This window comes from Shewanella sp. 10N.286.45.A1 (genome assembly GCF_041470405.1).
In the GTDB taxonomy this organism is placed as follows: Bacteria; Pseudomonadota; Gammaproteobacteria; order Enterobacterales; family Shewanellaceae; genus Shewanella.
This window is the reverse complement of the sequence record NZ_JBFRMK010000254.1, coordinates 1-15,211: the sequence shown is the minus strand read 5'-3', so window position 1 is coordinate 15,211 and position 15,211 is coordinate 1. Positions and strand designations below refer to the sequence as shown.

The window sequence follows — 15,211 nt, the reverse complement described above, 5'->3', positions numbered from 1 at the left end:
TACACAAAATAACACTTTAGCTTACACTTGTTCACTGAATCTGGTCATATCAGCGATTATTAAGTCCCAGGTGATTGTATTGCTCTAAAAGCTGATGTAGTCTGCACATCCATTGGTCAAAATATACTAGGTTAATTACCATAAACATTGAACTGCCGAGCAGTTCATTAGTCATAAAAACGTAATTAAGTCCCAGTAGATTATTAACGGAAACCCGCTAAATAGATGGCAGAGCAAGTTAACACAGGCTTAAATTCGGCAGCGAGTAATCCGAATAAGTGTACGCAAAGCGCTACAGAAGCTCGGCACAGCAATGCCACCACGACTCCCGAGATGCGTCGATTCATTCAAGAATCTGACCTCAGTGTGAGTCAACTTTCCAAAGTGCTGAATATCAGCGAAGCCACTGTACGCAAATGGCGCAAGCGCAACTCCATTGTAAACACCCCAAACACACCACATCACCTCAATACCACGCTAACGCCGCTGCAAGAGTATGTTGTCGTCGGTTTGAGATACCAGCTGAAAATGCCACTTGATAAATTACTGACGGCAACGCAGAGATTTATTAACCCCAATGTGTCACGTTCAGGCTTAGCAAGATGTTTAAAGCGTTATGGTGTTTCACGTGTTAGCGATATTGAAAGCCCTAACGTACCGATGCGTTATTTTAACCAACTACCGATAACCCAAGGTAGTGATGTACAAACCTACACCTTGCACTATGAAACACTGGCACAAACCTTGGCGTTGCCAAGCACAGATGCAGACAATGTGGTTCAGGTGGTTTCATTGACGATCCCGCCACAGTTGACCAATGAGCAACCCAGTTCAATCCTGCTTGGTATTGACCCCCATAGTGACTGGATCTACCTCGATATTTATCAAGATGGGAATACCCAAGCCACCAACAGATACATGGCCTATGTACTAAAACATGGGCCGTTTCACTTACGAAAGTTACTCGTCAGTAACTATCACAGTTTTATAGAGCGCTTTCCTGGTGCGACGCCAAATCGCCGTACCTCTACAGATAAGCCTAAAACAAACAACAAGACGCCTGAATGCCAGGCATCCACTGGAGACTCATAATGAGCCAGACCTCTAAACCTGAACAATCATCAGCATCAGAGCAAGCGCAAGACTCGCAAGCTGATACACGCTTAAATAAACGTTTAAAAGATATGCCTGTCGCTATTGTCGGCATGGCAAGCATCTTTGCTAACTCGCGTTACCTCAACAAGTTTTGGGATCTTATTAGCGAGAAAATTGATGCCATCACCGAGCTGCCTGCCACTCATTGGCAGAAAGAAGATTACTTTGATGCAAACAAAAGCACCCCAGATAAAAGCTACTGTAAGCGCGGCGGCTTTTTACCTGATGTCGACTTCAACCCAATGGAGTTTGGCCTGCCGCCAAATATCTTAGAGCTGACTGACTCATCGCAGCTACTCTCTTTGATTGTTGCAAAAGAAGTATTGGCTGACGCTAACCTACCTGAAGGTTATGACCGTGACAAAATCGGTATTACTTTAGGTGTCGGCGGCGGTCAGAAGATCAGCCACAGCTTAACCGCGCGTCTACAGTACCCTGTACTAAAGAAAGTGTTTGCTAATAGCGGTATTAGCGATGAAGACAGCGAAATGCTGATCAAAAAATTCCAAGACCAATACGTACATTGGGAAGAGAACTCTTTCCCAGGTTCTCTAGGTAACGTTATTGCAGGCCGTATCGCCAACCGATTTGATTTTGGCGGCATGAACTGTGTAGTTGATGCTGCTTGTGCAGGCTCTTTAGCGGCTATGCGCATGGCACTTAGCGAGCTGGTTGAAGGTCGTTCAGAGATGATGATCACAGGCGGTGTTTGTACTGACAACTCGCCATCTATGTACATGAGCTTCTCTAAGACACCCGCATTCACTACCAATGAAACTATCCAGCCATTTGATATCGACTCAAAGGGAATGATGATTGGTGAAGGCATTGGCATGATCGCATTGAAGCGTCTTGAAGATGCCGAGCGTGATGGTGACAGAATCTACTCAGTCATTAAAGGCATTGGTTCATCATCTGATGGTAAGTTCAAATCAATTTATGCACCTCGCCCATCGGGTCAAGCCAAAGCACTCAACCGTGCCTATGATGATGCAGGCTTTGCGCCGCACACTCTAGGCCTGATTGAAGCCCATGGTACAGGAACGGCTGCAGGTGATGCGGCAGAATTTGCCGGCCTTTGTTCAGTGTTTAGCGAAGGTAACAACACTAAGCAACACATAGCACTCGGTTCTGTTAAATCACAAATTGGCCACACTAAATCTACCGCAGGTACTGCTGGACTGATTAAAGCGGCATTAGCACTACACCATAAAGTATTGCCAGCAACAATTAACGTCAGCCAACCAAGTCCAAAGCTTGATATTGAGAACTCACCGTTCTACCTCAATACAGAAACGCGTCCTTGGTTACCTCGCGTAGACGGCACACCGCGCCGCGCCGGTATCAGCTCATTTGGTTTTGGTGGCACTAACTTCCACTTTGTACTGGAAGAGTACAATGCAGAGCATAGCCGCGAAGATAGCGAGAAAGCTAAGTATCGTCAGCGCCAAGTTGCACAAAGCTTCCTTGTTAGTGCTGCAAACAAAGATGCACTCATCAGTGAGCTCAATACCTTAGCAGCTGCAAGTACTGCTGCTGAGTTTAACCTTAAAGATGCCGCTGCAAATTACGCAGTACGTGAATTAGCCACTGATGCACCGCGTATTGGTCTCGTTGCCAATAGCGCAGCAGAACTGGCAAGCTTTATCAAACAAGCGCTATCAAAGTTAACCGCAAGCGATGACACTCAATGGCAACTGCCAGGTGGTATAAGCTACCGCGCAGCAGCGATTGAAGGAAAAGTGGCGGCATTATTCGCTGGACAAGGTTCGCAATATCTTAATATGGGACGAGATCTTGCCTGTTACTACCCAGAGATGCGCCAGCAACTGGTCACAGCAGATAAAGTGTTTGCCGCCAATGACAAAACACCTTTGTCGCAAACGCTATATCCAAAGCCGGTATTTAATAAAGATGATGTCAAAGCACAAGAAGCAGTGCTGACTAACACCGCTAATGCACAAAGTGCTATCGGCGCCATCTCTATGGGGCAATATGCGCTATTTACCGCAGCAGGCTTTAACGCCGACATGGTCGCAGGTCACAGCTTTGGCGAGCTAAGTGCATTATGCGCTGCAGGTGTGATATCTACCGATGACTACTACAAACTCGCCTTTGCCCGTGGCGATGCCATGGCAACTAAAGCGAAAACTAAAGACGGTCAAGATGCTGATTGTGGCGCTATGTTTGCGGTTATCCATAAAGCAGAGGATTTGAGCACACTTGAAAGCACTATCGCTAAATTTAATGGTGTTAAAGTGGCGAACTACAACGCACCGACTCAGTCGGTTATTGCGGGGCCTACCGCAAGCACCACCGATGCAGCGAAAGCATTAAGCGACCTCGGTTATAAAGCGATCAATCTACCAGTGTCTGGTGCATTCCATACTGAGCTAGTTGGCCACGCTCAAGCACCATTCGCTAAAGCGATTGACGGCGCGAAGTTTACTAAACCTAGTCGTGCACTCTATTCCAACGCGAGTGGCGCACTATATGAAAGCACTGGCGCCAAGGTTAAGGCCTCGTTCAAGAAACATATGCTGCAATCAGTTCGTTTCACCGCTCAACTAGAAGCGATGTTTGACGCTGGCGCTCGCGTATTTGTTGAATTTGGTCCAAAGAATATTTTGCAAAAATTAGTGCAAGGTACCTTAGCAAGCAAACTTAATGAACTCAGCGTTATCTCTATCAACCCAAGCCCTAAAGGCGACAGCGACTTGCAACTTAAGCAAGCAGCTCTGCAGCTAGCCGTTGCAGGTGTGCAGCTTGATAATATCGACCCATACCAAGCCGATATTGCCGCGCCTGCTAAACGTTCACCAATGAGCCTAACGCTAAATGCTGCCAACCATATTAGCCCTGCTACCCGCGCTAAAATGGCCAAGTCACTAGCCACTGGCACAGTGAAGAGCACGACTATCATCGAAGAGAAAGTCGTTGAAGTAGAGAAAATTGTTGAAGTGCCAACCATCATTGAAAAAGAAGTTGAAAAGATCGTGGAGATTGCCGTACCAATGTCTAATGAACATGTAGTGTCTACTGCCCCAGTTCAAAATAATTTCGTTGCTTCAAATGCAAGCGTTCCAAGTGTAAGCGTTAGCACTGATGCCTTAAGTCAGTTCTTTGCTGCACAGCAACAAGCGGCCGAGTTACATCAGCAGTTCCTCAGCATCCCACAGCAATATGGTGAAACTTTCACTACCTTGATGGCTGAACAAACAAAACTTGCAGGCGCGGGGGTTGCATTACCTGAAAGCTTACAGCGCTCTATGGAGCAGTTCCACCAGCTTCAAGCGCAAACCGTTCAAAGCCATACTCAGTTTTTAGAGATGCAAGCTGGCAATAACAATGCCGCGCTAAACATGCTTAATGGTACTGCGCCAGTGATCACCGCACAGCCGTTACAAGTAGCAGTGCAGAGACCTCAGCAAGTCGTTCAACAGGCCACAGTTTCAACACCAGCAGTGTCAGCGCCTGCAGTAACGACTCCAACAGCGCCTGTTGCGGTTGCTCCAGTTGTTAACAATACTCCGGCGCCAGTTCAACATGCCGTTGCAACACACATTGAAGCCGTTGCTCAAGCGGCAGAAGCTGCACCAGTAGTCGCTGCGCCTCAAGTTGCAACTGCCGAGACAGCCCTGAGCGCGCAAAAGGTTCAAGCAACCATGCTTGAAGTGGTCGCTGAGAAAACGGGCTACCCTACAGAGATGCTAGAACTTGAAATGGACATGGAAGCCGATTTAGGTATCGACTCTATCAAGCGAGTAGAAATTCTCGGTACAGTGCAAGATGAGCTTCCTAGTCTACCTGAGCTTAGCCCTGAAGATTTGGCCGAGTGTCGTACTCTGGGTGAAATCGTTAGCTACATGAACAGCAAGCTATCTACAAATACCGCCGCAGGCGCTGCTAATACAGTTACCGCTGAAGGCTCACTCTCTGCACAAAAAGTCCAAGCCACTATGATGTCAGTGGTTGCAGAAAAGACCGGCTACCCAACAGAGATGTTAGAGCTTGAGATGGATATGGAAGCCGATTTAGGCATCGATTCTATCAAGCGTGTAGAAATTCTTGGTACTGTGCAAGATGAGCTTCCAGGTCTACCGGAGCTGAGCCCTGAAGATTTGGCTGAGTGTCGTACTCTGGGCGAAATCGTTAGCTACATGAACAGCAAGCTTTCTACAACTGCCGCTGAAGGCTCTACAACTGCCGCCGCAGGCGCTACTGGCGTTTCATCTGCAGGTGCAGCGCCTCAAGTTGCTTCAGCTTCTAATGGCCTATCAGCCGAAAAAGTCCAAGCTACCATGATGTCAGTGGTCGCAGAAAAGACTGGCTACCCAACAGAGATGTTAGAGCTTGAAATGGATATGGAAGCCGATTTAGGCATCGACTCTATCAAGCGTGTAGAAATACTTGGTACTGTTCAAGATGAGCTTCCAGGTCTACCTGAACTTAATCCTGAAGATTTAGCTGAATGTCGCACACTGGGCGAGATCGTTAGCTATATGAACAGCAAGCTCGCTACTAATACAACTGCCGCCGCAGGCGCTGCTGGCGTTTCATCTGCAGGTGCAGCGCCTCAAGTTGCTACTGCCGAGACAGCCCTGAGCGCGCAAAAAGTACAAGCCACTATGATGTCAGTAGTCGCTGACAAAACCGGTTACCCAACAGAGATGCTAGAACTAAGCATGGACATGGAAGCCGATTTAGGTATCGACTCTATCAAGCGTGTTGAGATCTTAGGTACTGTGCAAGATGAGCTTCCAGGCCTGCCTGAGCTTAATCCTGAAGATTTAGCTGAGTGTCGTACACTAGGCGAGATCGTTAGCTACATGAACAGCAAGCTCTCTACTAATACAAGTGCCGCTGAAGGCTCTACTAATACCAGCTCTACAAATACCAGCGCCGCTGCGCCAACGACTAATGGTCTGAGCGCGCAAAAAGTACAAGCCACCATGATGTCAGTAGTCGCAGACAAAACCGGTTACCCAACAGAGATGCTTGAGCTAAGCATGGACATGGAAGCCGACCTTGGTATCGACTCTATCAAGCGAGTCGAAATTCTAGGTACTGTGCAAGATGAGCTTCCAGGTTTACCTGAGCTAAACCCTGAAGACCTGGCAGAGTGCCGCACTTTGGGTGAAATCGTTAGCTACATGAACTCAAAACTCTCTACAACTGACGCTGAAGGCTCTGCCGCTGCGCCAACGACTAATGGCCTAAGCGCACAAAAGGTGCAAGGCACTATGATGTCAGTGGTTGCTGAGAAGACCGGTTACCCAACAGAGATGCTTGAGCTAAGCATGGACATGGAAGCCGATTTAGGTATCGATTCCATCAAACGAGTGGAAATTCTAGGAACAGTGCAGGATGAGCTACCAGGTTTACCTGAGCTAAATCCAGAAGACTTGGCAGAGTGTCGCACACTAGGCGAAATCGTTGCCTACATGAACACTAAACTGGCCAATGCTAGCAATGCAGCAACGACTGTCATCGCTGACGCAGTTAAATCAGTCGCTGACACAGTAACATCTTCTCTTGAGCTTCCTCCTCATAGCGAGGTAGCACTAAAAAAGCTTAATGCGGCGGATCAAATTGTTGATTGCTTCGCCGCAGACGCAACCGTAGTGATCACAGATGATGGTCATAACGCAGGCGTACTTGCTGAGAAACTATCAAAACAAGCCCTTAAAGTCGCGGTAGTTCGCCTACCAAAAGGCGCAGCTCAATCACCGCTCAATAGTGATATAGCGAGCTTCCAAGCAGATAGCCTTGATGAAGCTGGGATCAACGCGGTTATCGCTAAAATTGAGCAGCAACTAGGCGTAATTAGTGGCTTTATCCACCTGCAACCACAAGCTGATAACAATAGCGTAAATGATGCGATTAACTTGAGTAGCGAAAGTTTCACTCACGTTAGCCAAGCATTCCTTTGGGCTAAGCTGTTACAGCCAAAGCTAAACGTAACAAGTGATAAGCGTCGCAGCTTTATCAGCGTTAGCCGTATCGATGGTGGTTTTGGTTACTTAGACACTAAACAGCTGCAAGATGCTGAGCTAAACCAAGCAGCATTAGCAGGGTTAACTAAAACGCTGAGCCATGAATGGCCAACGGTTTTTTGTCGCGCGTTAGACGTTGCACCGAGTTTAGACGCAACTCACTTAGCCGATGCGATTGCTAACGAGCTATTCGATAGCGTGGTTAACCTGCCAGAAGTGGGTGTAGCTCTCGATGCGAAAGGCAACGTTACACGCTCAACCTTAATTGCGGCTGATGCGAGCAGTAAACATGCTGCAGCTGAACTCAATAGCGCAGATAACATACTGGTGACCGGCGGTGCAAAAGGGGTCACCTTTGAATGTGCCCTAGCACTTGCTAAGCGCACTCAGTCGCATTTTATCCTTGCGGGGCGCAGTGAACTACAGGCGATTCCAGCTTGGGCGACGGGCAAACAGGTTAACGAGCTTAAACCTGCTGCTATTGCACACATTATCTCTACAGGCAGCAAGCCGACACCTAAACAGGTAGAAGCCCTAGTCTGGACAGTGAAGAGCTCTATCGAGATTAATACTGCCCTAGCTGCATTTAACCAAATGGGCGCAAGTGCCGAGTATGTCAGCATGGATGTGACCGATACTGCCGCAATTACTGCAGCACTAAACGGTCGCTCAGCTGAGATAACCGGCCTTATCCACGGCGCTGGCGTACTGGCTGACAAGCATATTCAAGACAAAACACTTGAAGAACTTGCCCGGGTTTATGGCACTAAGGTCAACGGTCTTAAAGCACTGCTTGCAGCACTTGAGCCGAGTAAAGTTAAATTGTTAGCAATGTTCTCATCTGCTGCAGGATTTTACGGTAATACCGGACAGAGCGATTACGCCATGTCTAACGACATTCTAAACAAGGCTGCATTGCAATTCACTGCACGTAACCCACAAGCTAAAGTCATGAGCTTTAACTGGGGTCCTTGGGATGGTGGCATGGTTACCGATGCGCTGAAGAAGATGTTTACCGAGCGCGGTGTATACGTCATCCCACTAAAAGCAGGAGCAGAACTTTTTGCCACTCAGCTATTAAGTGAAACGGGTGCACAACTGCTTATTGGTACATCAATGCAAGGTGGAACTGACGCTCAAGAGGCTGCATCTGTAAAAAAGCTTAATGCGGGAGAAGTGCAAAGCGCACTGATCCCGCTAGCACCACTGTCTTTAACAAGAGCCTTAGATCCTAATGCAATGGTCTTTATTCAAGACCACCGCATTAGCGGTAACCCTGTGCTGCCCACTGTATGCGCAATACAGTGGATGCGCGAAGCTGCCAGTGAGATGCTTGGGGCTCAAGTTAGAGTGGTTGATTATAAGCTACTGAAAGGGATCATCTTCGACAGCAGTGATGTTCAAGAGATGACACTAACGCTAACGCCAAGCGGAAACGATCAAATGACTGCATTAATCAGCAGTCAAGGACGTCCGCAATATAAAGCGACTTTAGCCCGCACAGAAAGCGTTAATGATACGCCATCAAAGGTATTTAGCGATCTGGGTAAAGCGGTGACCACAGCTGCTGAGCTTTATAGCAACGGCACCCTGTTCCATGGGCCACGTTTGCAAGGCATACAGCAGGTGTTCAATTTTGATGATACGGGCCTGATTGCTAAGTGCCAGTTGCCACAGGTCAGTGATACAGATTGCGGTCAGTTTGTTGCAAGCAGCCATCTTGGTGGCAGCCAGCCCTTTGCTGAAGATTTGCTACTGCAAGCGATGCTGGTATGGGCAAGACTTAAGTACGGCGCCGCAAGCTTGCCATCAACTATCGGTGAGTTTAACTCTCACAAGCCGCTGACATTTGGTGACAAGGCGATACTGGCGCTAGAGGTGGTTAAGACAAGTGCTCGCTCACTTGAAGCTAACGTTGCGCTTTACCATGAAAATGGTGAACTAAGTGCAATGATGAAAGGGGCGAAAGTCACGATCAGTAAGAACCTCAATAGTGCTTTCTTAAATGAAGCTGCCGTGAGTGACAAAAATAAAGCCTTGAGCACTGGAGAGCAGCCATAATGGCCAATTTGACTGCCAGTGCTACTCGCTCAAGCGATCAGGTTATCAAGAGTGAGATGCCACTGCGCATCGCACTCTTGGTGCTGCCTGCACCACTAGACTTAAGCGGTAATACTGAACAAACATCAGAGCTTATTTCTGTGCTATTGCCTGAGTTACATAGCTCAAAGTTATTACAGACATCAGAGCTTGTCTCAATCAAAGTCGACGACTTTGAAACTAACTTAACCGCCACTATCGATGCGATAGAACAAGGTAAAATAGTGCAAATTTATACAGCGACCAGTTCGCTGTTAATGATGCATGCACTTAAAGCTGCGCAAAATAGGGTTCACCCCCACGCTCAGCTTGCAGCTATGCAGATAAGTTCATTGACTCAGTCTGCGTCAACAGTGCTTGCAGACTCATGCATGAATAATGCATTGAGCCAAGCCAAGCGTCAGCCTGACAGTGTCAGTAAACGTATCGATTTGCCCGAGCTTGATAGCACACAGCAGTTTAATGCCGTGTGTGAACTGATTAAAGATCTCGCCTCTCGTACTCATCACAGAACGCCTGATTCGATTAGTGCTAAACAAGCTGCAAGTCACTACTGGTTTACAGAGCACCATCAAGCACGTGTGATGGCTATTAATTTAACTAATACAGTAGAAAATACAGTAGAAAGCACTGCAACAAACACGACAAGCTGCATTAGCTTCGTCGTATCTCAAGGTACTGGCTTTATCGCAGCCAAGTCGATAATTGATAGCAAGCGATTACAGTTTATTGTCAGTGCTAATAGTGAAGCTGAATTGCTTGACCAGCTTAGCAAAATAGAAACTAAGCTCATTACAGAAGCGGATCCACTACTCACGCTTATGCGCGATAACCTTATCGCCTATGAAAAGCAGAATAGTGATAAAGCCGTAATCGATAAATATGCTATTACCCTGCAGGCAAGCTCAGTTGAAGCCATGCTGCAAGAGCTTAAAGCCATGGCCGATGCTCTGCCTAAGATCATCAGTGAGCAAGGTCAGTACCGTACCCCAGCAGGGAGCTACTTTACCGCTAACGCGTTAGGCACCGTCGAGCAAAATGGTTTAGCGTTTGTTTACCCGGGTGTGGGTACAGTCTATAGCGATATGTTCAGCCAGTTGCACCGATACTTTCCTTCTCTCTATGCCAAGCTTGAGCGAGAAGGTGATTTAAAGTCGATGTTTCAAGCCGATGCTATCTACCATTTAGACACTAAAGTGACGCCAGCTTTACCCCTAGGCGACTTAGCGATTGCCGGTGTAGGTAGCAGCTACTTGCTGACTCAGTTACTGGTTAACGCATTTAATGTCACCCCACGTTTCGCGCTCGGTTACTCTATGGGCGAAGCATCAATGTGGGCCAGTCTTGGTGTTTGGAGCGATCCACACGCCTTAATTGAAAAGACTAAGACCGACCCGCTCTTTACCAGTGCAATTTCGGGCAAGCTAACGGCGGTTCGTCAAGCGTGGCAGCTTGGTAACACCAGTCCTGATATCGTGTGGAATAGCTTCGTTGTGCGCTCTGATGCGAAAACTATTGAAGCACTTCTGCCTGAGTTTCCACGCGCTTACCTTGCCATAGTTCAAGGCGATACCTGCGTAATTGCAGGTTGTGAAATCCAGTGCCGCGAATTATTAGCACGAATGAAGAAACGCGGCATTGCTGCCAATAGAGTCACTGCAATGCACACTGCTCCCGCAATGGAAGAGCATAGCAATGTAGAGCAGTTTTACATACAACCGCTACTCGATTCACTACCTACTGATATCAAGTTTATTAGTGCTGCTTCTGGTGAGGGTACGGTATCAAACGCAACAGATGGGCTAGATAGTCAAGTCATTGCGCGTTCCATTGCCGATACCTTCTGCAACACCTTAGACTTTACAGCGCTTATCCATAGCGCTCAAAAGCAAGGCGCGACCTTATTTGTCGAGCTAGGTGCAGATAGGCAAAACTGCACCCTTATCGACAAAATTGCCAAACAAGACCGTCAATGTGGCAGCAAGTCGTCAGACTTTCCATGCTGTACTGTGCCAACAAATGCCAAAGGCGGTGACGATATCACCACTTTACTTAAGGCATTAGGCCAGCTCATTAGTCATCGAGTTCCACTGTCAGTTACTCCACTTATCGATGGACTGCATCGTGAAATAGCGCTGGCTCATTTAGCCACTAGCGTGAAAAAGGTTGAGAGTGAACTGCAGTCAAACCTAACATTACAAGGGGAAGTATAATGTCTTCTTCAGACAGAAATACTAGCTCTAAACAGAGCAAGATTGCCATTGTCGGTTTAGCTACGTTGTACCCTGATGCTAAAAGCCCACAGCAATTTTGGCAAAACTTACTCGATAAACGAGATTCTCGTAGCACCTTGACCGATAAAAAACTCGGTGCCAACAGTGTCGATTATCAGGGTATACAGGGCGAGTCAGACCGTTTCTATTGCGATAAAGGCGGTTACATTGAAAACTTCAGCTTTGACTCAGCAGGCTATAAGCTCGCAGCAAATAGCCTGGAAAGTTTAGACAACAGCTTTCTATGGGCACTCGATACTAGCCGCAAAGCACTCGCTGATGCGGGTATTGCCCTTAACAATGACGACTTGCTTGCGCGAACTGGCGTTATTATGGGTGCGCTATCTTTCCCAACCGAGCGCTCCAACGACCTGTTCTTGCCGATTTATCACAGCGCAGTAGAAAAAGCGTTGCAAGATAAGCTTGGCAGCCAACACTTCAAGTTAAGCGCCACGAATGCTGCGAGCCCGCGAGCGACTAACGAGTCCAGCCTAGATACGGCTAATGGCGCCATAGCCCACAACACCTCTAAAGTGGTTGCCGATGCGCTTGGACTTGGCAGTGCTCAGCTAAGCCTCGACGCTGCTTGTGCGAGCTCAGTTTACTCACTTAAACTTGCCTGTGATTACTTAAGCACAGGCAAAGCCGATGTGATGCTTGCAGGCGCCGTATCAGGTGCAGACCCATTCTTTATCAACATGGGATTCTCTATCTTCCACGCTTATCCCGATCATGGTGTATCTGTGCCATTTGATGGCGACAGTAAGGGTTTATTTGCTGGTGAAGGTGCAGGTGTATTAGTCCTTAAGCGCCTTGAAGATGCAGAGCGTGACAACGACAAAATCTATGCGGTTGTTAGCGGCGTGGGCTTATCCAATGATGGCAAAGGCCAGTTTGTATTAAGTCCAAATCCTAAAGGTCAGGTCAAAGCTTTTGAACGTGCTTATGCCGCTAGTGATATAGAGCCTAAAGATATTGAAGTGATTGAGTGTCACGCAACTGGCACACCATTGGGTGACAAAATTGAACTCACCTCAATGGAAACCTTTTTTGAAGATAAGCTGCAAGGTAGCAGTGCCCCGCTTATCGGCTCAGCTAAATCAAACTTAGGTCATCTACTCACTGCTGCTGGCATGCCGGGGATCATGAAGATGATCTTTGCCATGAAAGAAGGTCTATTGCCACCGAGCATTAATATCAGCGACGCTATCTCGTCACCGAATCAGTTATTTGGTCAAGCGACCATGCCAAACCTTGTACAAGGCTGGCCTGATAAACCCTCTAATAGTCATTTTGGTATAAAAACTCGCCACGCTGGCGTGTCTGTATTTGGCTTTGGCGGCTGTAACGCTCACCTATTACTTGAGTCTTACACACAAAAATCTGCATCAACCCAATCCAAAAGTTCAGCGGTCACAGCAGCAACACCTGCACCATTGAAAATAGTTGGCCTCAGTTCGCACTTTGGACCTTTAAGCACCATTAACCAGCTCGACAGTGCTATTGCTAATAACAGTGATGCATTTATTGATCTACCAGAAAAGCGCTGGAAAGGTTTAGAGAAACACCCTGAGTTACTGGCACAGTTTGGTCTTAACGCTGCGCCGAAAGGGGCTTACGTTGATAACTTTGAGCTAGATTTCTTACGCTTTAAACTGCCACCAAACGAAGACGATCGCTTGATTTCACAGCAACTGATGCTGATGCGCGTCACCGATGAAGCGATTCGTGATGCCAAGTTACAAGCGGGCCAAAAGGTGGCTGTGTTAGTGGCGATGGAAACAGAGCTTGAGTTGCATCAGTTCCGCGGCCGAGTAAACTTGCATACTCAGCTGCAACAAAGCTTAGCCGCATTAGGCGTTAATCTAAGTGATGATGAATACCAAGCACTTGAAGCTATCGCCATGGACAGCGTACTAGACGCTGCCAAGCTGAATCAATACACCAGCTTTATTGGCAACATTATGGCATCTCGCGTGTCATCTCTGTGGGATTTTAATGGCCCAGCCTTTACTATTTCGGCGGCTGAACAATCGGTCAGTCGTTGTATTGATGTCGCCCAAAACCTTATTGCCGAAGACAACCTTGATGCAGTCGTGATTGCCGCAGTCGACTTATCAGGCAGCTTTGAACAGGTTATCTTAAAGAACAACATCGCCCCAGTCGCCATGACCCCAACGGGTAATGCTACTGCGCAAGCTAACTGGAACGTTGGTGAAGGCGCTGGTGCAGTCGTGTTAGTCAAAGATGAAAGCACATCAGGTCGCGCATACGGGCAGATTGATGCGCTGGCATTTGGCCATGCACTGCAACTGCCGCAAGTGACCGATAAATTACTGACACAAACTGCAACCAACAACGCCAGCATCAATGTTGTTGAAACCAATGTCGCACCAGGCAGCTTAACCACAAACGTGACATTGAGTGACAGTTTTGAGAACGCCGTTGCCACCAGCGCCGATAATCGTATCGGCCACTGCTTTGCAGCTGCAGGTATGGCAAGTTTACTCCATGGATTATTGAGTGCATCTCGCAACGCAGCAGCAAGTAACAAAGCGCTGATCACCAATGTGAGTGAAAACCAAGCTTCTCAATTATTGATTAGCCAAAGCCAGAGCGAGCAGCAAGCATTGGCTGCACGCCTAGCCAATGAGCTTAAATCGGACGCAAAACATCAGTTAGTAAAGCAAGTCACCTTAGGTGGTCGCGATATCTACCAACATATCTACGACACACCGCTAGCGAGCTTGGCTGCAATAAAGAACAAACTGGCAAATGGTGCAGTATCCAACCTGCCCCAGCAACCACACAAACCAATGGTAGTTAGAGCGCAACAGACAGCTCAGCTTTCAACCTTACCTATGAGTGCTGTAAATGCTGCCGCTATAGACACGGCAACAGTTGCGACTCAAACGCTCAGCACTCAAACATTAGGCACTTCAACGATGACGAATCAAGAAAAACCGACTCATAACAAAGCAGTGGTCAACACTGCAATTGATGTATCTGCAGGCGACTTAGCTGCATTCCAACAAAATCAGCAGCTCGCTCAGCAAGCACATCATGCATTTCTTAAGAGCCGCTCTGCAGGTATGCAAGTTGCTGACGCCTTGTTAAAACAACAACTTGCTCAAGCAACAGGCCAAACTGTAGCACCACAAACTGTCACAACAGCCGCTCCAGTAGCCGTTGCTCAAGTCGCACCTATTGCTGCGCCAGTTAATGTTATCGCTCCCGATCACGCCAACGTGCCACCTTATATTGCGCCAACGCCAGCACTTAAGCCTTGTATCTGGAACTACGCTGATTTAGTCGAATACGCAGAGGGCGACATTGCTAATGTATTTGGCAGCGATTACGCAATAATCGATAGCTACTCGCGTCGCGTTCGCCTACCAACCACTGACTACCTGTTGGTATCTCGTGTCACGAAACTTGATGCGACGATGAACGAGTTTAAGCCTTGTTCAATGACCACTGAATACGACATCCCAGTCGATGCGCCTTATTTGGTTGATGGTCAGATCCCGTGGGCGGTTGCGGTTGAATCAGGTCAATGTGACTTGATGTTGATCAGCTACTTAGGTATCGACTTTGAAAACAAAGGTGAACGAGTTTATCGTCTACTAGATTGTACCCTCACCTTCTTGGGCGATCTGCCTCGCGGTGGTGATACCCTGCGTTACG

Annotated in this window: 4 protein-coding genes; all 4 read left to right on the top strand. The window is 47.6% G+C overall.

Features of this window, described 5'->3' with window-relative positions; genetic code table 11:
• The first annotated feature begins 225 nt into the window (after window positions 1-225).
• Window positions 226-1,092, top strand: a complete 867-nt coding sequence (locus AB4238_RS17465; RefSeq protein WP_372034591.1) for a transcriptional regulator — start codon at window positions 226-228, stop codon at window positions 1,090-1,092.
• Complete coding sequence (locus AB4238_RS17460; protein ID WP_372034590.1) at window positions 1,092-9,212, top strand: phosphopantetheine-binding protein; 8,121 nt, start codon at window positions 1,092-1,094, stop codon at window positions 9,210-9,212. The genes AB4238_RS17465 and AB4238_RS17460 overlap by 1 nt, the downstream gene beginning before the upstream one ends.
• On the top strand, window positions 9,212-11,464 hold the full coding sequence (locus AB4238_RS17455) for a PfaB family protein (RefSeq protein ID WP_372034589.1): 2,253 nt from the start codon (window positions 9,212-9,214) through the stop codon (window positions 11,462-11,464). Before AB4238_RS17460 ends, AB4238_RS17455 begins: the two co-directional genes overlap by 1 nt.
• Window positions 11,464-15,211 (top strand): beta-ketoacyl synthase N-terminal-like domain-containing protein (locus AB4238_RS17450; RefSeq protein ID WP_372034588.1); only part of this gene is annotated, 3,748 nt, incomplete at its 3' end. The genes AB4238_RS17455 and AB4238_RS17450, both read left to right, overlap by 1 nt.

Excerpts from the sequence above, each read along its gene's own strand:
- AB4238_RS17465 (WP_372034591.1), top strand. The coding sequence starts at position 226 with ATGGCAGAGCAAGTTAACACAGGCTTAAATTCGGCAGCGAGTAATCCG.
- AB4238_RS17460 (WP_372034590.1), top strand. The coding sequence starts at position 1,092 with ATGAGCCAGACCTCTAAACCTGAACAATCATCAGCATCAGAGCAAGCG.
- AB4238_RS17455 (WP_372034589.1), top strand. The coding sequence starts at position 9,212 with ATGGCCAATTTGACTGCCAGTGCTACTCGCTCAAGCGATCAGGTTATC.